The organism is Agromyces sp. GXQ0307, from assembly GCF_044769845.1.
Lineage (GTDB): Bacteria > Actinomycetota > Actinomycetes > Actinomycetales > Microbacteriaceae > Agromyces.
The window spans coordinates 717,973-742,125 of the sequence record NZ_JBIZVY010000001.1 but is presented as its reverse complement, the minus strand read 5'-3'; the positions used below and the strand labels follow the sequence as shown (position 1 = coordinate 742,125).

Sequence of the window (24,153 nt, the reverse complement as noted above, 5' to 3'; positions counted from 1 at the left end):
GGTCTCAGGCGGCGGTCGCGACGAGGTGGTCGTGGGCGGCCGGGTCGAGGTCGCCGTCGGCGGCGAGGTCGGCCTCGGTGGTCAGGTCGGCCCCGTCGGCCCGGTCCGCCCGGTCGGCGAGGTCGGCGAGGATGCGGCGGGCCTCGATCAGCCCGCTCTCGATGGCCCCGTCGATGAAGCCGCCCCAGCCGTGGGCGTAGTCGGCGCCCGCGAACCGGAGGCGACCGTGGCCGGCGTGGAACCCGGGCAGCGCGTGCGAGAGGTAGCCGGGGCGGTGCATCGGCCAGGTCTCGCCGGCGAACTCGTCCGCCACCCAGTCGTGAGCCGCGACGGCGCTGACGCGGGCGCTCGGGATGAGCCGGCCGATGACGCGCTCGATCGCCGCGGCATCCGTCGGGTCGAGAGCGGATGCGTCGGGGCCGAAGCCGATGACGATGATGCCGTCGCCGTCGGGGTACTCGCCCTGGAAGAAGTTCAGCGGCCAGTGCTTCTCGCCGAAGGCGACGAACGGCTCGGTCACGCCCTCGAGGCGGAACCAGACCTTGGTGCCGCGGCCGACCTGGCCGGCGCTCGCCGCGGCCCGCATCGCCTGGGGGAGCGCCGGGGCGATCCGGACCCGGGCGAGCGTGGCGAGCGGGAAGGTCGCGACGGCATAACCCGCGGTGTGGACCTGCCCGTCGGCGGTCGTCACCCGCACCGACTCGTCGTCCTGCTCGATCGCGACGACGGGGGAGCCGAAGCGGAACTCGGCGCCCGAGTCATCCGCGATCGCCTGTGCGAGTCGGCCCGTGCCGCCGTCGACCTTGTACGACGCGCACGCCTCGAAGTTGACCGCCCAGTCGCCGTTGGTCAGTGCGACCCAGCGGAGCGCCTGGGTGTACGCGGCCTCGTCGATCGCACCGTTGACGTTGAGCGTCCAGAAGGTCTCGAGCAGCGCGCGATCGGCGTCGGGCAGGTCGAGTGCGGCGATCCGCTCCGCGATGGTCTCCCGGTCGATCGAGGCGACCAGGTCGCGCTGCTCGAGCGGCCGGAACGGGCGCGGGAAGACGCGTCGCGCGTCGGCCGTGAGGCGCCGGTTCGGCTCGTCCAGCCGGGCCAGCAGCTCGTCCGGGTCGCCGGATCGGGCCGCGCCGCCCTCCCACCAGTGCGCGATCGTCGGTGCAGGGCTCGGCACCGTGCCGATGCCGTAGCGCGCGAGCTCGGCCCAGACGTGCGGCTGCGTCCAGTGCACCCAGGTGCCGCCCAGTTCGAGTCCGCGTCCGAGGCCCTCGGCGTACCACGTGCGGCCGCCGATGCGGTCGCGCGCTTCGAGGACGCGGACCGACAGCCCGCGCTGGGAGAGTTCGCGGGCGGCGGTCAGCCCGGCGAAGCCGGCGCCGAGCACGAGCACATCGACATCCGTCGCCGTCGTCGGTCGATCTTCGGATTCTGGAGACATCGTCGTTTCCTTCGGATGGGAGCTCCGCCGGTGACCGGCGGGCCAAACTAAGCAGTTGCTCAGTAGCGATGCGGCTAAGCTAAGCACATGCTTAGTTCGATGTCAACGGATGCCTCGGGCGAATCCGGCCGGGTCCCTACACTGGTCCGCATGACCGACTCCCCGCGACGGCCGCTCAACCACGGCGACGGCAGGGAAGCCCTCCTGGAGGCGACCGTGCGCGTGGTCGCCGCGAAGGGCATGCGGGGCATGACCTTCCGCGCCGTCGCCGAGCAGGCCGGCGTCAACAACACGCTCATCGCGCACCACTTCGGCACGCGGGATCGCCTGCTCGCCGCGGCCCTCGAATGGTCGATGGAGCGGTCGATCGGGCTCGCGGACCTCGCGGAGTACGCGACGGACGCCGCGGCGTTCCGGGAGGCGCTGATCGACAACGTGCTCTCCGATGCCGCGCTGCAGCTCTTCCAGTTCGAGATGGTCCTCGAGGCGAGCCGGCGGCCCGACCTGCAACCCGCCGTCCGCTCGCTCTACCGCCGCTACACGAGCGAACTCGCGCAGGGGCGCTCGCGGCTCGGAATGCCGGGCGGAGAGGGCCTCGATCGCGCGATGTTCGCGGCGATCGACGGGTTGGTGCTCCAGTACCTCGGCGGCGCGATCACCGCCGCGCAACTCGCGGAGGCGGTCGATGCGCTCGGCGTCGCGGTCGCGGGGGGCGCGGGAGGCGCGGAGCGCTGACCGGTCCGCACGCGCGAACGCGTCGCGTCACGATCGGTCAGGAATCGAGAAGCCGGCGCCGCGCGCCATCCGTACCGTCGAGGACATGGACACCAACCTGAAGACCCTCACCCGCATCGACTCGATCACCCTCGGCGCCGCCGACCCCGACGCGGCCGCCCGGTTCCACCGCGAGGCGTTCGACCTGGACGACCGGGTGCGCACCGCCGGCACGGATGCCGCGACCGACGGGTTCCGCGGGTTCACGATCTCGCTCGTCGCGCCGCAGCCCGGCAACGTCACCGCCCTCTTCGACGCGGCGGTCGCCGCCGGCGCCGACATCCTGAAGCCGCTCGCGAAGTCGCTCTGGGGTTTCGGCGGCGTCGTGCAGGCGCCGGATGGCGCGATCTGGAACCTCGCCACCTCGACGAAGAAGGACTCGGCCCCCGTGAGCCGGAGCTTCGACCACCTCGTGCTCCTCCTCGGCGCCGAGGACGTCGCAGCCGGCAAGCGGCTCTACGTCGAGCGCGGCCTGGCGGTCGGGAAGAGCTTCGGCAGCTACGTCGACTTCGAGATCCCGGGCAGTCCGATCGGACTCGGCCTATACAAGCGACGCGCGCTCGCGAAGTCGGCCGGCGTCTCGCCGGAGGGCACCGGGTCGCACCGCATCCGGATCGCCGGCGACGGCGGCTCGTTCACCGACCCGGACGGATTCGAATGGACGGACGCGTCGGCCTGAGCGTCGCCGTCGAGCGCGGCGTCCCCGCAGCAGTGGGGCCGGGCGCGCTCACCGCGCGTCCGGCTCAGCCGCGTCGCCGCGCCAGCAGCGTCGAATCGTGCACCTCCATCGTCTCGCCGTCGCGGACCGTCGTGCGCGGGCGCTGCTCGACGACGAGCGCCTCGAAGTCGGTCGGCACGCCCGGCAGCAGGTCGGCGGCGAGGAACATCGCATCGCGATGACTCGCCGACAGGTGCGTGAAGGCAGCGGATGGTGCGTGGCCGACCACGAGGAGATGCCCGCCGGGCGCGACCGCGCCGGCCAGGCGGCGGACGACGTCGACCATGCCGTGGTCCGGCGGATGCAGGAAGTGCGTCGTCACCAGGTCGAACTCGCGGCCGTCGGCGTCGAAGGTGCGGGCGTCGACCTGCCACCAGTCGGTGCGATCGGCGACGCCCGCCGCCTCGGCGTGTGCGGCCGCGCGGGCGAGTCCGTTGGCCGAGAAGTCGGCGCCGGTCACGCGCCATCCGTGCTGCGCGAGCCAGATCACGTCGCCGCCCTCGCCGCAGCCGACGTCGAGTGCCGTGCCGGGCGTCAGGGCGGATGCCTCGGCGACGAGCTGCGCGTTCGGGCGGCCGCTCCACCGGGCCTCGTCGCCCGAGTACGCCTCGTCCCACGCGGGCGGCTCGAACATTTCGGCGGCATCCGCCGCGGCATCCGTCTCCTGCTCGTCGTGCCGGTGACCGGACATGGGGGTCTCCTTCCGCTCCTCGGCCAGCGTAGGCGGCCGCGGCGCGACACTCAGATCGAGCGCAGCAACGTCCACACGCCGACGGCGCCCGCCACGCCCGTGCCGACCGCGGCGCCCGTCCCGCGAGCGCGGCCGATCGCGACGAGACCGCGACCCGCGAGCACGCCGACGCCGGCGATCACGCCCCACGCGAGGACCCCTTGGCCGACCGCGCGGCTGGCTCGTTCGAAGAAGGTCGAGACCTTGTGATCCTCGACCGCGCGCGTGGGCTGCGCCGCGAGGTAGGCCGCGATGTCCGCCAGCTGATCGCCGTTCTCGAGCGCGGCGCCATGGCCGCCCTTGATGAGCCGCGACTGGTCGATGGTCGCGCTCGACACGTTCTCGAACCCGTTCACGCCGGCGGTGCCGACATCCGCACTGCCGAGACCCCGCAGCCACGAGCACAGGATGCCGACCGGCACATCCCGCGTCGCGCGGTCGTTGCGGATGACGCCGGGCTCCCATTCCCCCTCCGAGACCCAGTGCCCGACCTGCCGCCGGTCGAACCGCTTCTGCCATTCGTAGCCTCGCGGGAGGACCGTCCCGGCGAGGAAGATGCGCTGGAAGCGCATCGACGGCACGCGATCGAGCGCGCGGGCCATCATGTACGTGCCGTTCGAGTGCCCGGCGAACACGAACAGGTCGGGATCGCGACTCGCGTACGCGTCGCCGTAGAGCTTCAGGAACTCGTGCACCTTGCGCCGGCGGGTGCCGGGGAGCGCGAACTCCGCGGCCGTGAAGTACCCGGTGTCCGGGCTCACGACGAGCGCGTCTGCCGAACCCGCCGCCTCCCGGTAGGCGGTGGCGAGGTCCTCGACCCACGTCCCCAGCGCCGAGGCGCGGATGCCGTGCAGGATGAACGCCGTCGGGACCCGCTCGATCGGCTTCACCGGGCTCGGCGTCTCGTCGGGCCGCCCGAGGATCGCGGTCTTAAGTTGCTCGTACCTCCGTGCGGGCGACGGCGCGTCGTCGATCGCGATGAGGCCCGGATGATCGGCGCCCGGGATCTCGTAGACCGTCGTGTTCGGCATGAACCGGTGGTCGAGGATGTCCTCTTTCGTGACGAGCCAGTCCGACGTGCCGAGCACCTGGATGACATCGGGCTTCGGCTGAATCCGGCGGAACGTCTCGAGCCAGCGGAGCCGGAGGTCGGTGATCCAGTAGCCGCCGGACTGCACGCTCTCGATGGTGAAGTCGAAGAACGGCGTCGCGAGCGCATACGCGAGGCGCCACGCCGCCGGCGTGCCCGGCGCGTCCATCCGGAAGCCGGCGTTCGGGCTCCCGAGCAGTACGAGCCGTCGCACCATCCGCGTCCACGGGTGCCCGGGCTCATCCGCCGTGCCGGCGTCCTGCAGGAACGCCGCGCGAGCGAGCACGCCGCCGAAGCTGTGCCCGACGAGGATGATCTCGGCCGGCGCCTCGACGTCGGTCGAGAGCTCACCGGTCCAGTCGCGGAGCTGCGCCGCGAGGTGCCGTACGACCTCGTCCGGGTCGGTGCGGGAGGTTGCGTGCACCCCGTGCTCGAACACCTCGACGCGCCATCCGTCGGGGAGGTCGTCGCGCAACCGCTCGATGAGCGGCACCCACCCGGGCCGGCCGCGCCGGCGCACCGGAAGGCCCGGCACGAAGACGAAGAGCCCACCGGATGCCGCGGCACCGGCCGATCCGCCCTCGGGCGCGCCTGCCTTCGACATGACCATCGCCTCCCCCCGATGACGCGGTCGTCTCGAGGCTCATCATGCTCCTGACCCGGACCGGCGTCGAGCGCCGCCGTGTACCCAGAACGGGTGCGAACGCCGACGGCGGGTCGGAGCGGGTCCCGCCGCCGCCCGATCAGGGTGCGGCCGCGGCATCCGCCACGAGCCCGTCGAGCAGCCACGCCAGCCCGCGCTCGAAGATCTCGTCACCGCTCCACCGCGAGATCGGCTCGCTGAGTTCGCCGGTCAGTCCGCCGAAGCCGGCCGCCCATTCCCGCCCGCGGCGGCCGCGGGCCGCCGGATCGGGGTCCTGCGTGCGGCCGGTCTCGAACGCCGCCGAGCCGATCGTGTGCACGAGCAGCACCTGCAGGCCCGTGACGGCGGCCGGCCCGTCGATGCCCGCCTCGTGAAGGGCCTCGAGGGTCACCTCGCCGAGCCGCAGCGCGTTCGGCCCGACCGACTGGCGCACGAGCGCGAACGGCACCAGGTCGGGGTGGGCGAGGAGCTCGCGGCGACTGTCGCGCATGACGCGCTCGATGCGGGCGCGCCATCCGTCGTCGGTGGGGGTGGCGACGCCGCCCAGCATCGCGTCGATCAGGTCGTCGACGAGGGCGGCCTTGTCGGGCACGTGCGCGTAGAGGCTGTTCGGGGCGACGCCGAGCCGGTCGGCGACGCGCCGCATCGACACGGCCTCGAGGCCCTCGTCTCGGAGGAGCGCCATCGCGGCATCCGTGACCTGCTCGCGGGTGAGGCCTGCGCGTTGTCCGGCGGTTCGTCCCATCCCGCTATTGTACGGTGAACAATTGAGTTGTACACTGTCCAATATGAACGAGATCCTCCTCTTCCACCACGGCCAGGGCCTCACCGACGGCGTCCTCGCATTCGCCGAGACGCTGCGGTCGGCGGGCCACGTCGTGCACACGCCCGACTACTACGACGGCAAGGTCTTCGCCACCCTCGACGAGGGCGTCGCGTACCGCGACGAGATCGGCATCCCCGAGCTCGCAAATCGCGCGGTCGCCGCGGCGCAGTCGCTGCCGACCGACCTCGTCTACGCCGGCTTCTCGCTCGGCACCGGGCCGGCGCAGCTGCTCGCGCAGACCAGGCCCGGCGCCCGCGGGGCGCTGCTCATGTCGGGGTGCCTTCCGGCGGCGGCCTTCGAAACACCGTGGCCGACGGACGTCCCGCTGGCCGTCCACACCACCGATCACGATCCGTGGGTCGACCTCGACGTCGCGCGCGGCCTCGTCGACGAGGCGGGAGGCCGGCTCGAGCTGTATCCGGGGTCGGCGCACCTGTTCGCCGACCCGACGAACGCCGACCACGACGCCGCGCTCGCCGCGCGCCTCGAGGTGTCGGTGCTGGAGTGGCTCGGCCGGGTCGCGCAGACGGGGAGCGCCGCGCGGGTCGAGCCCGCTGGACTGCGCTCGTAGGTCGGGCGGAGCGGGCGCGCGCCCGGTGGGTCGAATTCGCAGGATGAGGCGGCGCATGGGTGTGGTGCGGGGTGGATGGTGCGGGTCATCCTGCATACTCGCGGCGGCGCGCGGGGGCGCGCGCCGCCTGGCCTCGCCCGGTGCGTCGAGTTCGCAGGATGAGGCGGCGCATGGGTGTCGTGCGGGGTGGATGGTGCGGGTCATCCTGCATACTCGCGGCGGCGTACTCGCGGCGGACGCCGCCTACGTGTTGGCGGAGATCGCCAGGCCGCCGAAGATCAGGAACAGCATCAGGGCGAGCGCGCCGAGCACGACGGCGATCCAGCCGATGATCACGGCGGCGAGGGCGAGCCCGCGGCCCTTCTCACCCGACTTCTTGATCTGCGCCAGTGCGATGTGGCCGAAGATGAGGCCGAGGATGACCGTGAACCACACGGTCACGAACGCGATGATCGCGAAGACGTTCCAGCGGTCGGTCTGTGGCGTGGTGGCAGCAGTCATGGCGCGAGGGTAGCGGTGCCCGGATGCCGGCGGCACGGGCCGAAGGGCCCGCGGATCGGGCGGCGCGCGCTCACGCGGGTGGGTCGGCCGCGGCGACGGGGAGGTCGCCGAAGGCGCGTTCGTCGATGCCCATGTCGCGGTACACCTCGTGGAGGGCGGCCACGACGGCGCCCGTCGCGCCGGCGAAGTCGCCGAGCTCTGAGGCGGTGAGGCGCGGCGCGGCGCCGAGGTGGTGCTCGAGCACGGTCTCGTAGCGGCCGAGGTCGCGGGCGAGGGACTTCGCGATGCCGCCGCCGAGCACGATGACCTCGGGCTCGCACGAGACGGTGGCGGCGGTGAGCACGATGAGCATCGCCTGGTCGAAGTGGGCGCGCAGCGACCGCACGGGCTCGGAGGCGTCCGTCGCGAACAGGTCGGCGGGGGAGTCGAGGTGCACGCCCGCCTCGGCGGCGAGCCGCATGATGCCGGGGCCGGTCACCATGAGTTCGAGGCGGGTGCCGAGCGGGCCCGCCGGCAGTTGCCCGAACTCGCCGATGACACCTCGAGCGCCGCGGAGGATGCGGCCGTCGATCGCGATGCCGGCACCCAGGCCGGCGCCGATCGTGACCATGACCGCCGTGGGCGCGGTGCGCGCGGCGCCGAAGTGCTGCTCGCCGAGGAGGGCGAGGTTGGCGTCGTTGTCCGCGCCGACCGGGCGATCCGCGGCGTCGCGGACGAGGTCGAGGAAGCCGGGCGTCTCGACCTGCGGGAGGTTCGGCGCGTTCGAGATGGTCGACCCGTCGCGCCCGACGGCGCCGGGCAGGCCCAGCCGGAGTCCGGCCACCCGATCCCAGCGTTCGCCGGCGATGTCGCGCGCCGTCGACGCGAGCCAGGCGGCGAGTTCGGCGGCGTCCGCGTCGACGGGGGTCGGGAGTTCACTGCGAGCGATCGGCGCGCCGACCAGGTCGGCGAGGACGACGCGCGTGCTCGCGGCGCCGAGGTCGACGCCGACGACGAACGTGCGATCGGCGACGATGTCGAGCAGCACCGCCCGGCGGCCCCGCTGCTCCGACACCAGTTCGGATGCCTCGATCACGACGCCCTCGGCGATGAGCTGCTCGACCGCGCGCGTGACCGTCGCCGCGGAGATGCCGGATGCCGCGGCGAGCTGCTTCCGGCTCGCCGGCCGGATCCGCAGGAGCTCGGTGAGCACCGCCATCCGGTTCAGTTGTCGCGTGTCGTTGACCATCGACCTTCCCCGATTTCAGATCAGCCTGAGCGTAAATCATGGCAGAAATGGTGGCCGACTCGGCGCAACGGCAGGCCGTCGCTGCCGGATTCCGAAAAATGTCTTGACTTTGATTGCGCAATGAAATCAAAATGACAGCGCACGCTCACCGACGACCTGCACGAGACCGACGCCGATCGTCGCACCAAGGTCACATCCGCACGGGAAGGCACACACCATGGCACGATCACCGTTCACCCCGACACGAGCCCTCCGGGTCTCGCTCGTCGGCGCCGTCGCATCCGCCCTGCTGCTGAGCGGCTGCGCCGCGCAGGGCACCGCGGCCGAACCCGCCGAGCCGAAGGAGGCGGCGGCCGAGCCGAGCCTCGAGTTCGAGGGCCCCAACGGCGAGCAGCCCGGCGCACTCGCCGAGCTCGAGCTCAGCGACGACGAGCTCGCCGAGGTCGAGGCCGGCGACTACACCGCCGCCTTCGTCTGGCACACCTCGGGCGACTTCGTCGCCGCCGTCGAGGAGGGCGCCCGGGCCGAGTTCGAGGAGCTCGGCATCGAGGTCGTCGCGAGCACCCAGGCGAACTTCGACGCCGGCACGCAGGCCAACAACGTCCAGACGGTCATGGCGCTCGACCCCGACATCGTCGTCGCGATCGCCGTCGACCCCACGTCGGCCGCGAAGTCGTTCCAGCCGATCCTCGACGCGGGCGCGAAGCTCGTCGTCATGACCACGCCGCCCGAGGGCTACACCGCGGGCGACGAGTTCGTCTCGATCGTCACGGAGGACCTCGCGAAGGCCGGCCGCGCGAACGCCGAGATCCTCGGCGACGCCCTCGGCGGCGAGGGCGAGGTCGGGGTCCTCACGTTCAACGCGAACTTCTGGTTCACCAACCAGCGCGACCAGTCGTTCACGGACTGGCTCGCCTACGAGTACCCCGACATCGAGATCGTCGAGGAGCAGGGCTTCGCCGACGAGACCGCGACGCAGGCCGCCGCGGCCGCGATGATCGCGAAGAACCCGAACCTGACGGGCATCTACGTCTCGTGGGCGACCGCCGCGCAGGGCGTGCTCGCCGCCATCCGCGCCGCAGGGCGCACCGACATCCAGGTCGTCACCAACGACCTCGACACGACCGTCGCCGCAGCCATGATGACCGGCACGAACGTCGCCGGCATGGTCGGCAACGGCTCGCTCGACATCGGCGCCGGGCTGGCCCGGGCGGGAGCGTACGGCGTGCTCGGCAAGGACGCGCCCGAGCTCGTGGCATCCGACCCCACCAAGGTGACCGCCGACAACCTCGTCGAGGGCTGGGAGGCCGACTACGGCGTCGAGCCGCCCGCGAGCGTCACCGGCGGTTGATCATCGGGGGAGGGGCCGCGAGCCGCTCGCGTCCCCTCCCGCACCGGCGATCCGCCGGCACGAACGAAAGGAAGTCGGATGGCTGACGTCATGACCGTGCGCGGTCGGGTGCCGTCCACTGAACTCGGGCGCGTGATGCCCCACGAGCACCTGCTCTCGCTCGCACCCGGGCCGTGGCTGACGGGCGGCGCGCGCGACGACCGCGTCGAGCTCGCGGTCGGCGCGCTGGCCGGTCTCGCCGAGCGGGGCTTCGGCACCGTCGTCGACCTCTCGCCGTACGGCGTGGTCGGGCGAGACGACGAGGGGGCGGATGTCGCGTTGCTGGCCGAGATCTCGGAGCGCACGGGCCTCCACATCGTCAGCGGCACCGCGCTCTACCTCGAGGCGTACGCCCCCGCCTGGGCGCGGAGCGCGAGCCTCGACGAGCTGGCGAGCCGGTTCATCGCCGACGCGACCGACGGCATCGGCGGCAGCGGCATCCGCGCCGGGATCTTCGGCGAGCAGGCGACGAGCCTCGACGAGATCACGCCGTTCGAGGAGCGCGTGCTGCGCGCCGTCGCGCGCGCCCACCGCGAGACGGGACTCGCCATCATGACCCACACGACGCACGGCACCATGGCGCACGAGCAGGTCGACCTGCTCGTGTCGGAGGGCGCCGATCTCGACCGCGTCGTGATCGGCCACCTCGACACGCAGCTCAGCGTCGACGTCGCGCGGCGGGTGCTCGACCGCGGCGTACTCGTCGCCGTCGACACGATCGGCAAGGAGACGTGGGACTTCTTCCTCGAGCCCGTGCCCGACCGGCCCGACGGGGAGTTCGCCAAGCGGTCGTTCGCGCGGTCGGACCGCGGGCGTGCGGAGTTCGTGGCCGAACTCGTCGCCGACGGCTACGCCGACCGCCTCGTGCTCGCGCAGGACCTCACGGGCGCCGAGGTGTGGATGAATCCGGGCACGCACGGGCAGCTCGGCTACGCGTACCTCGCCGACCGGTTCCTGCCCGCGCTCGCCGAGCTCGGCGTGGGCGACGAGGCGATCGAGCAGATGACCGCACGGACGCCCGCCCGCCTCCTGGGGGTCGGCGCGTGAGCGGCGCGGGCGAGCGCGTCGCGGACGACCGCGTCGCCGACGACCGCGTCGCGGGCGACCGAAGCGCGGGCGACCGTCTCGAGCGCGGCTTCGTCGTCGGCATCGACCTCGGCGGCACCAAGGTGCGCGCCGGCATCGCCGGCCTCGACAGCGGCGACGGCGGCGACGGCGGCGACGGCCCGGAGACGCGCACCGCGCTCGCCGTGGTCGAGCAGGCCACCGTCCACGGCGGCGGGCGGGCGCTCGCGACCCAGATCGTCGACGTGGTGCACGAACTCTGCGCCGCGGTCGCGTCGCCCGTCGCCGCGGTGCGCGCGGTCGGCGTCGGCGGCGCGGGTGTTCCGGTCGAGGCGCGCGGCGGATTCGATCACGCCCCCAACCTCGGCGATCTCGTCTCGTTCAGGCTCGCCGACGACCTGGCGCTCGCCCTCGGCTGCACGGTCGCCCTCGAGAACGACGCCAACGTCGCGGCGCTCGGCGAACTCGCCGCGGGCGTGGGCGCCGCGCACGACGACTTCGCGTTCGTCTCGATCGGCACGGGCATCGGCATGGGCCTCGTGCTCGACCGGACGCTGGTGCACGGCGCCGCCAACGCGGCCGGCGAGATCGGCTACCTGCCGCTCGGCGCCGACCCGCTCGACCCCGCGACGCACCGCCGCGGGCCGCTCGAGGAGGTCGTCGCGGGCGACGTGCTCGCCGCTCGTCTCGGCGACGGCGCCTCGGCGCGCGACGTGTTCTCGCGGGCCGCGCAGGGCGACGCCGGCGCGGTCGCCGCGCTCGACGACGAGGCGAAGTGGATCGCGCACGCGATCGCCGCCGTCGACGCGATCGTCGATCCCGGCCGGTTCGTCCTCGGCGGCGGGATCGGCTCCCGCCCCGAACTGCTCGCACCCATCCGAGGCTGGCTCGCCCGGCTCGGGCGCCCCGAGCTCCCCGTCACGATCAGCGAGCTGGGCGGCGAGGCGCCCGTGCTCGGTGCCCTGCACCTCGCCAGAGCGGCCGCACGCCGCACCCACGAAGGAGTCGCCGCATGACCATCGCCCCGACCAAGGCGCCCGCCGAGAAGGGGGTGCACCTCGTCGTCCGCTCGTGGCGGCAGTACGTCGTCTACGTCGGCTTCGTCGTCGTGTTCCTCTACTTCGCAGCCACGCAGGGCGCGAACTTCCTGAACGGCACGACGCTCGTCAACATCGTCACGCAGGCGACGCCGATCACGATCATGGCGGTCGGTACGGTGTTCGTGCTGAGCCTCGGCGAGATCGACCTCTCGATCGGGTCGACCGTCGCACTCGCCGCGCTCACGGCCGCCGTGGCGCTCCAGACCACGGGTGCGTGGTGGGTCGCGGCGCTCGCCGGACTCGCCGTCGGCGCCGCCGTCGGACTCGTCAACGGCATCTTCGTCACGGTCGTGCGGCTCCCGTCGTTCCTCGTGACGCTCGCGACCATGGGACTCGTGGCCGGGCTCGCGCAGCAGATCACGAACCTGCAGTCGGTGCCGGTCACCGACCAGGCGTTCGGCTGGATCTTCGGCGGCGGCGCGCTCCTCGGGATCCCGATCCTCATCTGGTGGTCGGCCGTCGCGGCGGCGATCGGATGGCACGTCCTCCGCCAGCGGCGGTTCGGCGCGCACGTGCTCGCGGTCGGCAACAACGCCTCCGCGGCCCGCGTCTCGGGCATCAGGGTGACCCGCGTGCGCATCGCGGTGTTCATGCTGAGCGGCGCGACCGCCGCGCTCGCCGGGCTGCTGTACGCGGGCCGACTCGCCGGGGCGACGTACACCCTCGGCACGACCGACCTCATGAGCGTGCTCGCCGCGGTGATCGTCGGCGGCACCGCCCTCACGGGAGGCCGCGCGTCGATGATCGGCGCCGTCGTCGGCAGCCTGTTCATGAGCATGATCAACTACGGCCTGCTCCTGGCCGGGCTCACCGTCGCGCAGCAGGAGATCGTGCGCGGCGTCATCATCCTCATCGCCGTCTCACTGTCGCTCCGCGGCAAGAAGGGGAGCTGACCCGTGTTCCTGTCCCTCCTGCGGCGCCGCAACCCGCGGCTCATCGACGCCGCCGTCGCCCTCCACCGCTCCGGCGAGCTGCCGCCGAACGCGTACGTGATCGACCTCGACGCCGTCGAGCGCAACAGCGCCGTCGTCGCGGCCGAGGCATCCCGGCTCGGCCTCACGGCGTTCGCGATGACGAAGCAGATCGGCCGGAACCCCGACGCGTCGCGCGCCATCCGCGCCGGCGGCATCACCCACTCCGTGGGCGTCGACCTCGAGTGCGCCGTCGCGGCTGCCGCCGGCGGGCTCGCCGCCGGTCACGTCGGGCACCTCGTGCAGATCCCGCGCCATCGGGCGCACGAGGCCGCCGCCCTGCGGCCGCGCTACTGGACCGTGTTCTCCGAGGAGAAGGCGCGTGAGGCGGGCGCCGCGGCATCCGCCGCCGGATACGTGCAGGACGTGCTGCTGCGCATCGTCGCCGACGGCGACCGGTTCTACCCCGGTCACGAGGGCGGCTTCGACGCGGCCGACGTCGTCGCCGCGGCGCGACGCGTCGACGCGATCCCGGGTGTCCGCGTGGCGGGCGTCACGAGCTTCCCGGCCACCCTGTTCGACCGGGAGGCGGGTGACATCGTGTCGACCCCGAACCTCGCGACGCTGACCCGCGCGAAGCGCGAACTCGAGGCCGAGGGGTTCCACGACGTCCAGCTCAACGCCCCCGGCACGACGTCGGCGGCCACGCTCGCGCGGCTCGCCGAGGCGGGCGCGACCCAGGTCGAACCCGGCCACGGGCTCACCGGCACGACGCCGCTGCACGCCGTGCGCGACCTCGAGGAGGAGCCGGCCATCGCCTACGTCTCCGAGGTGTCGCACCTCTGGAACGACCGCGCGTACGTCTTCGGCGGCGGCCTCTACGTCGACCCCGTGCTGGGGGAGGCCGCGACCGAGGCGCTCATCGTCGGCGGCGACGCGGACGCGGCATCCGTCACCCCGCTGGCGGTCGAGATGCCCGCGGCCGAGGCGATCGACTACTACGCGACGATCCCGGTGGCGGATGGCGCGGCGCGACCCGGTGACACCGTCGTGTTCGGCTTCCGGCCGCAGGTGTTCGTGACCCGCGCGCTCACCGCCGGCATCCGCGGCCTCGCTTCGGGCGAACCGAGGCTCGAGGGGCTCTGGTCGGCCGACGGGTCGCGACCGCTCGGCATCGCCGACGCGAACGAGGGAATGGAGACCGCACGATGAACCCGCTCAGCCTGACGGGCATCAGCAAGCACTTCGGCGGCATCGTCGCGATCGAGCGCTTCGACCTCGAGGTCGAGGCGGGCGAGGTCGTGGCGCTCGTCGGCGACAACGGCGCCGGGAAGTCCACGCTCGTGAAGATCATCTCGGGCGTGCACCAGCCCACCGACGGCGAGATCCGGCTCGGGGGCGAGCGGGTCGCGTTCCGGGATGCCTCGGACGCCCGTGCGAACGGCGTCGAGGTCGTCTACCAGGACCTGGCGCTCGTCGACCTGCAACCGGTCTACATGAACCTCTTCCTCGGCCGGGAACTGCGGAGGAAGCCGTTCGGCCTGCTCGATCGCACCGAGATGGCGCGACAGACGCAGCAGCTCGTCGACGACCTGGACGTGCGCATCCCGACGGCGAAGGCCACGCTGAGCGACCTCTCGGGCGGGCAGCGGCAGGCGATCGCGATCGCGCGCGCCACGCACTGGGCGAGCCGCCTCGTGCTCATGGACGAGCCGACCGCCGCCCTCGGCGTCGCCGAGACCGCGAAGGTCGAGGAGCTCATCCTGAAGCTCAAGGCGCGCGGCGCCGCGGTGCTCGTCGTGAGTCACAACATGGAGCAGGTGTTCCGCATCGCCGACCGCGTGACCGTGCTCCGCCGTGGGCGGCAGGTGGGCACGCGGCGGGTCGCGGAGACGAGCCACAACGAGCTCGTGTCGATGATCACGGGGCTGAGCTCGTGAGCGGGGGTGCGATGGCGCCGACGGCGCCCGGCGGGCCCGCGGCGCCCGGCGCGCCCGCGGCGCCCGGCGCACCCGCAGCGCCCGGCGCGCTCATGCGCGCCGAGATCGCGGAGCAGCCCGCCCGGTGGCGCGACCTCATCCCCACCCAGCGCCCGGCCTGGCAGGCGGCCGTCGACGTGGTCCGCGACGCGGCAGCCGACCTCGTGGCGTTCGTCGCCCGCGGCTCGAGCGACCACGCGGCGATCTACGGCCAGTACCTGGTGCAGCGCGTCCTCGCCCTCCCGGCGCTCCTGACGACGCCGAGCGTGCACAGCGTGCTCGGGGTGACGCCGGCGTTCCCGCTCGGCGTGCAGGTCGCGATCTCCCAGTCGGGTCGATCGCCCGACCTGATCGCCACCGTGCGGGCGCTCGGCCTCGCCGGCCTGCCGCTCGTGTCGATCACCAACGACGCCTCGAGCGAGCTCGCCGAACTCGCCGACGCGCACCTCGATCTCGCCGCCGGGCCGGAGCGCTCGGTCGCGGCCACCAAGAGCTACACGGCCGAGCTGCTCGCGATCCGGACCCTCGTGCGCGCCGTCGCGGGGGACGACCTCGCCGCGCTCGCCGACGAGATCGAATCGCTCGCCGTGGAGGCCGAGGGCCTGCTCGACCGGCTGGCACGCGAGGTCGTCCCGATCGCGGCGGAGCACGCTCGGACCGACCGCGTCGTGCTCGTCGGCCGCGGCGGTTCGATGGCGACGGCGAAGGAGGGCGCGCTCAAGCTGATGGAGACGTCGGGCGTCGCCGCATCCGGCTGGAGCGCCGCCGACGCGGCGCACGGGCCGCTGGGACAGGTCGACGACACGACCCTCGTGGTCGCGCTGACCGGGGCGGCGGCCGGGCGCGAGTCGGTGGCGGAGTTCGCGGCCGCGGCGTCGACGAGAGGGGCCGGGATCCTCGAGGTCGGTGCGGGCATCCTCCCGGGCGCCGCGCAGATCGAGACGCCGCCCGGCGTTCCGGACGAACTCGTGCCCGTCCTCGAGGTCCTCCCGCTGCAGGTGCTGGCGGCCGAGCTCTCGGCACGGCGGGGCCTCGACCCGGACCGGCCGGTCGGGCTCAGCAAGGTGACGCGCACCCGATGACCGGCGGGTGACGGGTGGGAGGCCGGCCCGTGGGGGTCGGACCGGACCACCCGTCCTCCCGACGCGTCAGTGCGCGTGCTGCGCGTCGCTGCGCCGGTACTGGTAGGGGTTGGTGAGGATCTCGGTCTCCGGGATCTCGGGGTTCATGCCCGCCTTCCACGTCTCCTCGCCGAGTTCGGAGCGCAGGAACTCGACCGTGTCCTCGAGCTGGCGCTTCGCCGAGGGGAGGTCACCCGCAACGAGCTTGCCGTTCCACTTGACCGGCTCGCCGCCGACGAGCACGGTGTGCACGTCGCCGCGGCCCGCCTGGTAGACCACGTGCCCGTACGGGTTCACGATCGGCACCATCGTCGGCGAGTCGTCGTTCTTGATGAGCACCACGTCGGCGAGCTTGCCGGGCTCGAGCGAGCCGATCTCGTCCCACTTGCCGAGCGCCTTCGCGCCGCCGCGCGTCGCCCAGTCGACGACGTCTTCGACGCGGATCTTCGCGTGCGTGACGGTCTCGTCGGTCTGGTGGGCGATGTAGTGCTCGAGCGCGCGATCGGCGCCGATGGTCGTGCGCATCGCCGAGAACATGTCGGCGCTGAACCAGACGCTCGTGTCGACCGACATCGAGGCCGGGATGCCGTGCTTGCGCAGCGCGTGCGCGGGCGGGTAGCCCTGGCCGCAGGTCAGTTCGCTCTCGGTCGCGAGGGCGACCGAGCCGCCGGTCGCGGCGATCATCTGGTACGACTCGTCGCTCAGCGTCGCGGCGTGCACGTAGATGTTGCCGGGCTGCATCGCACCGTGCTCGTACATGAGGCGGATGCCGTTGTCGTTCGTCGCACCCCACACGCCCGCGTGCGTGGTGACCTTCAGTCCGAGGTCGCGCGCCGTGTCGAACGCGGGCTGCTCGGGGAAGCTCTCGTCGCCCGGCACGTCGAACGCGATCTGGGCGCCGAACATCCGCGAGTCGTCGCGGGCCCGTTCGATGAGGTTGCGGACGGCCGGGTCCTGGGTCCACTCCCAGGGCGCCTGCGCGAGGTTGCCGTAGGCGAGCACGTACCGGCCGGGCGAGGTGGCGAGCGCCTCGTAGGCGGCCTCGCCGTGGTCGACCGTGCGGAGGCCGTGCGACCAGTCGACGCTCGTCGTCACGCCGGACTCGACGGCGTCGAGCGCGGAGATCAGGTTGCCTGCCGCGACATCCTCGGGACGGAACTTCATGCCGTGCTCGAGGTAGTACCAGACGAAGTACTGCGTGAGGGTCCAGTCGCTGCCGTAGGCGCGCATGGCCGTCTGCCACATGTGGCGGTGCGTGTCGACCATGCCGGGAAGCAGGATGCCGCCCCTGGCGTCGATCTCGAACGCGCCCTCCGGAGCCGGCACGTCGGGGCCGACCTCGGCGATCTTCCCGTCGACGACGAGGACGTCGCCCTCGGGGAGCACGGTGTGGGCGTCGTCCATCTTCAGGACGATCCCGTTGCGGAACACGATGGGTTGACCGGGCATGGGTGCCGGGGTGCCGCTCATTGTGACGCTCATCCTCCTTGACTCGCTGTCGTGCGCGTCGTCGCGCTGGCCGGCCGTCGGGGTCGTCGGGGCGGTGGGCCACTTGACTTCCACCGAAGCGGTCGACTTGACTCAGGTTAAGCAATGCTGCACAACGATGTCCAGTAACACTTTCAGGAGGCTGCGCCGTGGCAGGCAGTGAACGCACGATCGTCATCGTCGGCGGAACCTCGGGAATCGGGCTCGAACTCGCCCGCGACACGGTCGCGCGAGGCGACCGGGTCGTGATCACGGGCCGCGACCGCACGCGCACCGAGGAGATCGCCGGCTCGCTCGGGCCGCTGGCGAGCGGGGTCGCCCTCGACATCTCCGAGCCGAAGTCGATCGCCGGGCAGCTCCGCTCGATCGGGCAGGTGCACGGGCTCGTGCTCGCTGCGATCGAGCGCGACCAGAACACGGTTCGCGACTACGACATCGACCGGGCCACGCGCCTGGTGACCCTGAAGCTCATCGGGTACACCGAGACGGTGCACGCGCTGATCGACCGGCTCGAGCCGAGCGTCGACACCGGGATCGTGCTCTTCGGCGGCCGGGCGAAGGACCTGCCGTACCCGGGTTCGACCACGGTGTCGTCGATCAACGGCGGCGTGACGGGGCTCGTCAACACGCTCGCACTCGAACTGGCGCCGATCCGCGTCAACGCGCTGCACCCCGGCATCATCGGCGACAGCCCGTTCTGGGCGAACAAGCCCGAGGGCGTGCTCGAGCAGTACGAGCGGCGCACGCCGGGCGGGAAGCTGGCCACGATGGTCGACGTGGTCGACGCGGTGCAGTTCCTGCTCCGCAACCGCGGCGTCTCGGCCGTGAACCTCTACGTCGACCGCGGGTGGAGCATCACGTAGGGCGGCGGTGTGCAGCCTGAGCGGACGACTCGACGCGGTCGGCCCCCGGCGCCGGGCCCGGTCACAGCAGGTCGCGGCGGCTGACCTCGGCGATCGCGCTCCAGTCCGCGTCCTTCAGGTCGGGGTCGGCCATCGCACGCTCGAAGACGGCGACGAGCGCGGGCATCGTCGCGAGCGTCACCCCGCCGGCCGCGGCGACCTCCTCGGCGAGCCCGAGGTCCTTGCGGCCGAGCGCGATGTGGAATCCCGGCGGCGTGTACCGCTGTTCCGCGATGATGCCGCCGTATCCGCCGTAGACCACGCCGCCGAACAGCGTGCTCGAGAGCAGGTCGACGAACTGCTCGGCCGGAACCCCCTGGCGTTCGGTCATCGCGATCGACTCGCCGAGCGCCTGCATGGCGTGGATGATGTTGTAGTTCACCGCGGCCTTCACTGCGTTCGCCACCGACGGCCGCTCACCGAGGCGCCAGATCCGCCTGCCCATGGCCGACAGGTACGGCTCGACCGCATCCACCGCTGCGGCCGGCCCGGCAGCCATGATGTTCAGCTGCCCCTCGGCGGCCACGGCCGGCCGGCCGAGCACGGGCGCCGCGACGTAGGTCGCCCCCGCGGCGGCGAACCGGTCGGTCAGGCGGTCCGCCAGCGCAGGGCTGATCGAGGCCATCGCGACGTGGGTGTTCCCGGATGCCGCGCGGATCGCGTCATCCGTCAGCACCGCCTCGACCGCCTCGTCGTTCGCCAGCATCGAGAACGACACGTCGGCCGCGAGCGCGTCGCCCGGGGCGTCGGCGCGCACCGCACCGGCGGCGACCAGCTCGTCGGCCGCCTCGGGCGACCGGTTCCAGACCCGGACGTCGTGACCGGCGTCGACGAGCCGGCGCGCCATCCCGCCGCCCATGGTGCCGAGGCCGAGGAAGCCGAGCGTCGCCGTCACGCCTCCCCCCGACCCCAGGTCGTGTTCCGGTGCGACTGCGAGTCGCGTTCGAGATTCAGCGGCCCGTCGACCGTGTAGTAGCGGCGTCCGGCGACGATGAGCTCCTCGGCCGGGAACTTCGTGATGACCTCGCAGCCGTCGGCGGTGACGACCACCTCCTCCTCGATGCGCGCCGCGCCCCAGCCGTCGGAGGACGGCCAGTACGTCTCGAGCGCGAACACCATGCCCTCCTGGAGTTCCTCGGGGTGGTCGAGCGAGGTCAGCCGGGAGAAGATCGGCTTCTCCCAGATCGAGAGGCCGACCCCGTGGCCGTACTGGAGCGCGAAGGCGGCCTCCTCGTCGGGGAAGCCGAACTCCTGCGCCGTCGGCCACACCTTCACGATGTCGGCCGTGGTGGCGCCCGGCTTCACGAGCGCGATCGCGCGGTCCATGTACTCGCGCGCCCTCGTGTACGCGTCCCGCTGGGCCGAACTCGCGGACCCGACCGCGAAGGTGCGGTAGTAGCAGGTGCGGTAGCCGTTCCAGCTGTGCAGGATGTCGAAGAACGCCGGGTCGCCGGGGCGGATGAGCCGGTCGGAGAACACGTGCGGGTGGGGCGAGCAGCGCTCGCCGGAGATCGCGTTCACGCCCTCGACGTACTCCGACCCGAGGTCGTAGAGCGTCTTGGCGACGAGTCCGACGGCCTCGTTCTCGCGCACGCCGGGGCGGAGGAACCGGTAGAGCTCCTCGTAGGCGGCATCCACCATCGACGCGGCCTGGGTGAGCAGGCGGATCTCGTCGGGGGTCTTGATGCGCCGCGCCTCCATGAACACCTGCTGCCCGTCGACGACCCGGATGCCCTCCTGCTGGAGGGCGAAGAGGATGGGCAGCTCGATCACGTCGACGCCGAGCGGCTGGTCGGCGACGCCGAACTTCTCGAGCTCCCGCCTGACCTTCTTCGCGACGCCCTCGGCGATCCCCGCGTCGGGCGGGAATGCGCCGCGCAGCGTGGAGATGCCGGCGCGGGCGCCGGACTCGAGTCGCGGGCGCTTGGCGCCCTCGTGCGGCGCGTTCGGGTCGGCATCCATCTCGGCCGTCGTGAGGTCGAGCCACGGGTTGTACAGGGCGTGGTGCTTCGCCGCCGAGCCGAAGTCCCAGACGATCGGATCGGTGTTGCGGGTGAGCAGCGCGAACCGGATCAGCTTGTCCATCGCCCACGTGCCGATGTGGGTCGCGCTCATGTAGCGGATGTTCGAGAAGTCGAATGCGAGGACCGCGCCGAGCTCGGATGTCTCGAGCTGGGCCTTGAGCCGGGCGAGGCGTGCATCGCGCAACCGGGCGACGTCGACGCGCTCCTCCCAGTCGACGGCGTTCGGTCCGGTCGAACCGGTGCTCTTCATCGAGACCTCCCCTGACGATCCTCCGCGCGCCACTGTACGCCGCGTACAGCACAGCTTAACATTCGATCGTGTCCCGAGCCCTAGAATGGCCAGCAACGGCCGGGCCTGCAGGGCCGACGGAGCGGCCGTGCAGATGGACGGGAGAGCACACATGGCGGACAGCCTCGGTGAACGCCTTCGCGAAGCGCGACTGAACCGGGGGATGAGCCTCCGGAGCGTCGCGCAGGCGCTCGGGGTGTCGGCGAGCCTCATTTCGCAGGTCGAGATCGGCAAGACCCAGCCGTCGGTCGCGACCCTCTACGCGCTGGCGAACCACCTCGGCGCCTCGCTCGACGAACTGCTCGGCATGGGCGCGCCCGGCGCCGCACCCGCACCGTTCTTCGGCCACCGCGGGCCCGAACTGCCTCCCGTGCAGCGGGCGGCGGAGAACCCCGTGATCGAGATGGAGAACGGCGTGCGCTGGGAGCGGCTCGCCGCCGGCAGCGGCGGTCCGGCCGATGCGCTGCTCGTCACCTACGAGCCCGGCGCGAGCAGCTCGGTCGAGGGCAAGCTCATGCGTCACGCCGGCGTCGAGTACGCCTACCTCGTCGAGGGGCAGCTCACGCTCCACCTCGACTTCGACACCTACCGGCTCGGTCCGGGCGACTCGCTCGAGTTCGACTCCGTGCGGCCGCACCTCTACGTGAACGAGGGCGACACGGTCGCCAGGGGCGTCTGGTTCGTCGTCGGGCGGCGTCAGCAGAACCAGGCGATGCCGGCCGCGCCGGGATCGGAGCCGGCCACCGGAGGTGCTCCGATCGGCTCGGCGGTCGACGTGCTGCGCTCGATGGACGAGCTCGGAGCCTGAGCCTGCGGGCTACTCCCGCGTGTGGACTGCCGGCCGCGGCTCGGAGATCCGCGGGTCGACCAGGGCCTTGATGCGCCTTGGACCGCCGCGCAGCATCGGCTCGAGCGCCTCGTCGACGACGCGGTCGAGCGGGATGACATCGGGCGCGACATCCGACCAGTCCGGCCGGGTGCCGAGCAGCCGCACCGCCTCGGGGAAGTCCGTCGCGAACACGTGCGCGACCGTGCCGACGACGAGGAACTCGCCGAGCGTGACGCGCGCGAGATGGAGCTGCGGCTCGCCGCGCTGCACGCCGACGGGCACGATGGTCGCACCCGGCTTCGCGGCCTCCAGCACGGATGCGAGACCGGGCGCCGAGCCGCTCACCTCGAAGAACACGTCGGGCTTCATGCCGAGTTCGGCGAGCCGGTCCGCGAGCGGCGTCGTGCCGGCCCGGAGGGTCTCGGCGGCGCCCAGCCGCGCGCCGAGCTCGAGCCGCTCCTCGTTCGGGTCGACGACGAGCACGCGGGCGCCGGTCGCCGCGGCCGCGAACGTGATGAACGCGCCGATGCCCCCGACGCCGACGATGACCGCATCCTGCCCGGCGCGAAGCCCGCTGCGGCGCACCGCGTGCACGCCGATCGCCATCGGCTGGGCGAGTCCGAGCGTGTCCATCGGCAACCCCGAGTCGCTCACGTCGAGCACGATCGCCGCCGGCGCCGTGACGTACTGGGCGAGCCCGCCGTCGTGGTGGAACCCGATCGTGGTGTAGCTGCGGCAGAGGTTGGTGCGGCCGCTCCGGCACGGGCCGCACTGGCCGCATGAGACGCCCGCCCCGCACACGACCGTCGCGCCGCCGGCGATCGAGTCGACCCCCTCGCCGACCGCCTCCACCACGCCGGCGAACTCGTGCCCGAGCGTGACCGGCGGTTGCGCGAGCACCAGGCCGCGACCGTACTCCGTCGCATCGCTGCCGCACACGCCGCACACGCCGACGCGGATGAGGACCTCGCCGCGATCGGGGACCGGCACGGGCACCTCGTCGATCGTCAGCGTGCCGACCTCGTGCAGCACGGCGGCGCGCATCGAGCTCACGCGAAGGAGCCCTCCGCGAGGGGGAGCTGGACCGCGGTGCGTTCGGCGATCATGCGACCCAGGAGCCGGTCGTAGACCGCCTTGTGCTCCGGATGATCCAGGTACGCGTCGAGGCCGGCCGCATCATCGACGAGCGCGGCGACGCCGTAGTCGGCGCCCCCGGGCCGCAGGTGCAGGTTCGGTCCGGCCGTGTACGAGCGGATCTCGCCGATGCGCGACGCCATGTCGAGCAGGGCCTCGGTGAGGTCCGCGACATCCGCTTCGGTGACGTCGTCCTTCCAGCGGAAGGTCGCGATGTGGAGGATCATGGCCCCTGCTCTCGTCGTCGAGAAGTGTTCACCGATGATGAACACGCGATACCGTTCCGCTCCAAATTAGCAGCGGATTCGCGCAATCGTGTACATCCCTGCTGTATTCTCGTCGCGTTCCGGTGGGGGTGCGGAGGCGTCATGGGCGAGCAGCGGATCGCGGTCCTGGGTGCGGGTGCGAACGGCGGTTCGATCGGGGCCGACCTCACCGCGGCGGGGCTCGACGTCGTGCTCATCGAGCAGTGGCCCGCCCACGTCGAACGCATGCGCGCCGAGGGGCTCCGGATCGAGTCGCCCGAGGGCGAGCTCCACGTGCGCCCGCGCACGATGCACCTCTGCGAGGTCGCCGAGCTGCGGCATCCGTTCGACGTCGTGCTCATGCTCATGAAGGCCTACGACTCGCGCTGGGCGGCGCAGCTCATCGAGCCGTACCTCGCGGACGACGGCCTGCTCGTGGGCGTGCAGAACGGCATGACCGCGCCGGTCATCGAAGACGTCGTCGGCGCGCGTCGCACGCTCGGCACGGTCATCGAGTGCTCCGCGACGATGGACGAACCGGGCATCGTGCACCGCCACACGGGCGTGCCCCGATCATGGTTCGCCGTGGGCGCGCTGCCCGGCGGACCGGCCGAGCGGGTGGGCGAGATCTCCGCGCTGCTGCACCATTCCGGCACCGTCCAGCCCGTCGACGACATCCAGGCCGCGAAGTGGATGAAGCTCGTCAGCAACTGCACGCTGCTCGTCACCTCGGCGATCCTCGGCCTGCCCATGCTCGACGCGCTGCACGCACCGCGATTCCGCGACGTGATGGTCGCCGCGGGCAACGAGGCCCTCGCGGTCGGCCGGGCGCTGGGGCATCCGGTGCTGCCGATCTTCGGCCTCGACGCGAGCGAGGTCGCCGATCCCGGCAGGGTCGTCGACATCATGACCGACAAGCTGTTCGCGGGCTTCGTCGTGCCCGGCGCGACCACGACCGTCCTGCAGGACTGGCGCAAGGGCCGGCACAGCGAGGTCGACGACCTCAACGGTCACGTCGTCGCCGAGGGTGGCCGGCTCGGCATCCCGACGCCGGTCAACGAGGCGGTCGTCGTGCTCGCGCACCGCATCGAGCGCGGCGAGCTGGAGCCCGCGCCATCCCACCTCGCCGCGCTCGTCGCCGCGCTCGGCTGAGCCGG

General features: G+C 72.5%; 24 protein-coding genes. 13 read left to right on the top strand and 11 right to left on the bottom strand.

Going from position 1 to position 24,153, the window contains the following annotated elements:
• Positions 1-4 precede the first annotated feature (4 nt).
• A complete protein-coding gene (locus tag ACIQH8_RS03460; RefSeq protein ID WP_400994799.1) occupies positions 5-1,438 on the bottom strand; it encodes a flavin monoamine oxidase family protein in 1,434 nt (477 codons plus the stop codon).
• Between the two features lie 150 nt (positions 1,439-1,588).
• Between ACIQH8_RS03460 and ACIQH8_RS03455 the strand changes: the two genes are divergently transcribed.
• Entirely contained in the window at positions 1,589-2,173 is a 585-nt protein-coding gene (locus tag ACIQH8_RS03455; protein ID WP_400994797.1) for a TetR/AcrR family transcriptional regulator, read from the top strand.
• 85 nt (positions 2,174-2,258) lie between these two features.
• Positions 2,259-2,891, top strand: a complete 633-nt coding sequence (locus ACIQH8_RS03450) for a glyoxalase (RefSeq protein ID WP_400994794.1) — start codon at positions 2,259-2,261, stop codon at positions 2,889-2,891.
• Between the two features lie 64 nt (positions 2,892-2,955).
• On the opposite strand, the gene ACIQH8_RS03445 is transcribed toward ACIQH8_RS03450, so the two are convergent.
• The 3 genes from ACIQH8_RS03445 to ACIQH8_RS03435 form a co-directional block, all read right to left on the bottom strand.
• Complete coding sequence (locus ACIQH8_RS03445) at positions 2,956-3,621, bottom strand: class I SAM-dependent methyltransferase (RefSeq protein ID WP_400994792.1); 666 nt, start codon at positions 3,619-3,621, stop codon at positions 2,956-2,958.
• A 50-nt stretch (positions 3,622-3,671) separates the two neighbouring features.
• A complete protein-coding gene (locus ACIQH8_RS03440) occupies positions 3,672-5,354 on the bottom strand; it encodes an esterase/lipase family protein (RefSeq protein WP_400994789.1) in 1,683 nt (560 codons plus the stop codon).
• Positions 5,355-5,493: 139 nt separating this feature from the next.
• A complete protein-coding gene (locus ACIQH8_RS03435) occupies positions 5,494-6,138 on the bottom strand; it encodes a TetR/AcrR family transcriptional regulator (protein WP_400994787.1) in 645 nt (214 codons plus the stop codon).
• A gap of 43 nt (positions 6,139-6,181) precedes the next feature.
• On the opposite strand from ACIQH8_RS03435, the gene ACIQH8_RS03430 reads away from it, so the two are divergent.
• A complete protein-coding gene (locus ACIQH8_RS03430; RefSeq protein WP_400994785.1) occupies positions 6,182-6,790 on the top strand; it encodes a dienelactone hydrolase family protein in 609 nt (202 codons plus the stop codon).
• Positions 6,791-7,033: 243 nt separating this feature from the next.
• On the opposite strand, the gene ACIQH8_RS03425 is transcribed toward ACIQH8_RS03430, so the two are convergent.
• Together ACIQH8_RS03425 and ACIQH8_RS03420 are read right to left on the bottom strand one after the other, a co-directional pair.
• Complete coding sequence (locus ACIQH8_RS03425; protein WP_400994783.1) at positions 7,034-7,291, bottom strand: DUF4190 domain-containing protein; 258 nt, start codon at positions 7,289-7,291, stop codon at positions 7,034-7,036.
• 70 nt (positions 7,292-7,361) lie between these two features.
• Entirely contained in the window at positions 7,362-8,519 is a 1,158-nt protein-coding gene (locus ACIQH8_RS03420; RefSeq protein WP_400994781.1) for an ROK family transcriptional regulator, read from the bottom strand.
• Positions 8,520-8,736: 217 nt separating this feature from the next.
• Between ACIQH8_RS03420 and ACIQH8_RS03415 the strand changes: the two genes are divergently transcribed.
• From ACIQH8_RS03415 to ACIQH8_RS03385, 7 genes are all read left to right on the top strand, one after another.
• Entirely contained in the window at positions 8,737-9,870 is a 1,134-nt protein-coding gene (locus ACIQH8_RS03415; protein WP_400994779.1) for a substrate-binding domain-containing protein, read from the top strand.
• Between the two features lie 78 nt (positions 9,871-9,948).
• Positions 9,949-10,956, top strand: coding sequence for a phosphotriesterase (locus ACIQH8_RS03410; RefSeq protein WP_400994776.1), 1,008 nt, complete (start codon positions 9,949-9,951; stop codon positions 10,954-10,956).
• Positions 10,953-11,990 (top strand): ROK family protein, encoded by a 1,038-nt coding sequence (locus ACIQH8_RS03405; RefSeq protein ID WP_400994773.1) that lies wholly within the window; start codon positions 10,953-10,955, stop codon positions 11,988-11,990. Before ACIQH8_RS03410 ends, ACIQH8_RS03405 begins: the two co-directional genes overlap by 4 nt.
• Positions 11,987-12,967 (top strand): ABC transporter permease, encoded by a 981-nt coding sequence (locus ACIQH8_RS03400; RefSeq protein WP_400994770.1) that lies wholly within the window; start codon positions 11,987-11,989, stop codon positions 12,965-12,967. The genes ACIQH8_RS03405 and ACIQH8_RS03400 overlap by 4 nt, the downstream gene beginning before the upstream one ends.
• Positions 12,968-12,970: 3 nt before the next feature.
• Positions 12,971-14,197: an alanine racemase gene (locus ACIQH8_RS03395; protein WP_400994768.1), complete on the top strand. Its 1,227-nt coding sequence runs from the start codon at positions 12,971-12,973 to the stop codon at positions 14,195-14,197.
• A complete protein-coding gene (locus ACIQH8_RS03390) occupies positions 14,194-14,925 on the top strand; it encodes an ATP-binding cassette domain-containing protein (protein WP_400994765.1) in 732 nt (243 codons plus the stop codon). Before ACIQH8_RS03395 ends, ACIQH8_RS03390 begins: the two co-directional genes overlap by 4 nt.
• Positions 14,922-16,046, top strand: a complete 1,125-nt coding sequence (locus ACIQH8_RS03385; protein WP_400994762.1) for an SIS domain-containing protein — start codon at positions 14,922-14,924, stop codon at positions 16,044-16,046. Before ACIQH8_RS03390 ends, ACIQH8_RS03385 begins: the two co-directional genes overlap by 4 nt.
• A gap of 66 nt (positions 16,047-16,112) precedes the next feature.
• Here ACIQH8_RS03385 and ACIQH8_RS03380 read toward each other — a convergent pair whose 3' ends face one another.
• Positions 16,113-17,555: an amidohydrolase family protein gene (locus tag ACIQH8_RS03380; RefSeq protein WP_400994760.1), complete on the bottom strand. Its 1,443-nt coding sequence runs from the start codon at positions 17,553-17,555 to the stop codon at positions 16,113-16,115.
• A gap of 167 nt (positions 17,556-17,722) precedes the next feature.
• Here ACIQH8_RS03380 and ACIQH8_RS03375 point away from each other — a divergent pair, with 167 nt between their 5' ends.
• Positions 17,723-18,436 (top strand): SDR family NAD(P)-dependent oxidoreductase, encoded by a 714-nt coding sequence (locus ACIQH8_RS03375; protein ID WP_400994758.1) that lies wholly within the window; start codon positions 17,723-17,725, stop codon positions 18,434-18,436.
• A gap of 61 nt (positions 18,437-18,497) precedes the next feature.
• On the opposite strand, the gene ACIQH8_RS03370 is transcribed toward ACIQH8_RS03375, so the two are convergent.
• Together ACIQH8_RS03370 and ACIQH8_RS03365 are read right to left on the bottom strand one after the other, a co-directional pair.
• Positions 18,498-19,370, bottom strand: coding sequence for an NAD(P)-dependent oxidoreductase (locus tag ACIQH8_RS03370; protein WP_400994756.1), 873 nt, complete (start codon positions 19,368-19,370; stop codon positions 18,498-18,500).
• A complete protein-coding gene (locus ACIQH8_RS03365) occupies positions 19,367-20,749 on the bottom strand; it encodes a M24 family metallopeptidase (protein ID WP_400994754.1) in 1,383 nt (460 codons plus the stop codon). Before ACIQH8_RS03365 ends, ACIQH8_RS03370 begins: the two co-directional genes overlap by 4 nt.
• An 85-nt stretch (positions 20,750-20,834) precedes the next feature.
• Here ACIQH8_RS03365 and ACIQH8_RS03360 point away from each other — a divergent pair, with 85 nt between their 5' ends.
• Complete coding sequence (locus ACIQH8_RS03360) at positions 20,835-21,596, top strand: helix-turn-helix domain-containing protein (RefSeq protein ID WP_400994751.1); 762 nt, start codon at positions 20,835-20,837, stop codon at positions 21,594-21,596.
• Between the two features lie 9 nt (positions 21,597-21,605).
• On the opposite strand, the gene ACIQH8_RS03355 is transcribed toward ACIQH8_RS03360, so the two are convergent.
• Complete coding sequence (locus ACIQH8_RS03355; RefSeq protein ID WP_400995701.1) at positions 21,606-22,661, bottom strand: zinc-binding dehydrogenase; 1,056 nt, start codon at positions 22,659-22,661, stop codon at positions 21,606-21,608.
• Positions 22,662-22,666: 5 nt separating this feature from the next.
• Positions 22,667-22,978 (bottom strand): Dabb family protein, encoded by a 312-nt coding sequence (locus ACIQH8_RS03350; protein WP_400994748.1) that lies wholly within the window; start codon positions 22,976-22,978, stop codon positions 22,667-22,669.
• Between the two features lie 141 nt (positions 22,979-23,119).
• On the opposite strand from ACIQH8_RS03350, the gene ACIQH8_RS03345 reads away from it, so the two are divergent.
• On the top strand, positions 23,120-24,148 hold the full coding sequence (locus tag ACIQH8_RS03345) for a ketopantoate reductase family protein (RefSeq protein ID WP_400994746.1): 1,029 nt from the start codon (positions 23,120-23,122) through the stop codon (positions 24,146-24,148).
• Positions 24,149-24,153: the final 5 nt, after the last annotated feature.

Bases quoted from the DNA above. Each gene is read 5' to 3' on its own strand.
- ACIQH8_RS03460 (WP_400994799.1), bottom strand. From the start codon at position 1,438: ATGTCTCCAGAATCCGAAGATCGACCGACGACGGCGACGGATGTCGAT.
- ACIQH8_RS03440 (WP_400994789.1), bottom strand. From the start codon at position 5,354: ATGTCGAAGGCAGGCGCGCCCGAGGGCGGATCGGCCGGTGCCGCGGCA.
- ACIQH8_RS03435 (WP_400994787.1), bottom strand. From the start codon at position 6,138: ATGGGACGAACCGCCGGACAACGCGCAGGCCTCACCCGCGAGCAGGTC.
- ACIQH8_RS03445 (WP_400994792.1), bottom strand. From the start codon at position 3,621: ATGTCCGGTCACCGGCACGACGAGCAGGAGACGGATGCCGCGGCGGAT.
- ACIQH8_RS03430 (WP_400994785.1), top strand. From the start codon at position 6,182: ATGAACGAGATCCTCCTCTTCCACCACGGCCAGGGCCTCACCGACGGC.
- ACIQH8_RS03420 (WP_400994781.1), bottom strand. From the start codon at position 8,519: ATGGTCAACGACACGCGACAACTGAACCGGATGGCGGTGCTCACCGAG.
- ACIQH8_RS03410 (WP_400994776.1), top strand. From the start codon at position 9,949: ATGGCTGACGTCATGACCGTGCGCGGTCGGGTGCCGTCCACTGAACTC.
- ACIQH8_RS03345 (WP_400994746.1), top strand. From the start codon at position 23,120: ATGGGCGAGCAGCGGATCGCGGTCCTGGGTGCGGGTGCGAACGGCGGT.
- ACIQH8_RS03350 (WP_400994748.1), bottom strand. From the start codon at position 22,978: ATGATCCTCCACATCGCGACCTTCCGCTGGAAGGACGACGTCACCGAA.
- ACIQH8_RS03390 (WP_400994765.1), top strand. From the start codon at position 14,194: ATGAACCCGCTCAGCCTGACGGGCATCAGCAAGCACTTCGGCGGCATC.
- ACIQH8_RS03355 (WP_400995701.1), bottom strand. From the start codon at position 22,661: ATGCGCGCCGCCGTGCTGCACGAGGTCGGCACGCTGACGATCGACGAG.
- ACIQH8_RS03360 (WP_400994751.1), top strand. From the start codon at position 20,835: ATGGCCAGCAACGGCCGGGCCTGCAGGGCCGACGGAGCGGCCGTGCAG.
- ACIQH8_RS03415 (WP_400994779.1), top strand. From the start codon at position 8,737: ATGGCACGATCACCGTTCACCCCGACACGAGCCCTCCGGGTCTCGCTC.
- ACIQH8_RS03365 (WP_400994754.1), bottom strand. From the start codon at position 20,749: ATGAAGAGCACCGGTTCGACCGGACCGAACGCCGTCGACTGGGAGGAG.
- ACIQH8_RS03380 (WP_400994760.1), bottom strand. From the start codon at position 17,555: ATGAGCGGCACCCCGGCACCCATGCCCGGTCAACCCATCGTGTTCCGC.
- ACIQH8_RS03450 (WP_400994794.1), top strand. From the start codon at position 2,259: ATGGACACCAACCTGAAGACCCTCACCCGCATCGACTCGATCACCCTC.
- ACIQH8_RS03425 (WP_400994783.1), bottom strand. From the start codon at position 7,291: ATGACTGCTGCCACCACGCCACAGACCGACCGCTGGAACGTCTTCGCG.
- ACIQH8_RS03400 (WP_400994770.1), top strand. From the start codon at position 11,987: ATGACCATCGCCCCGACCAAGGCGCCCGCCGAGAAGGGGGTGCACCTC.
- ACIQH8_RS03455 (WP_400994797.1), top strand. From the start codon at position 1,589: ATGACCGACTCCCCGCGACGGCCGCTCAACCACGGCGACGGCAGGGAA.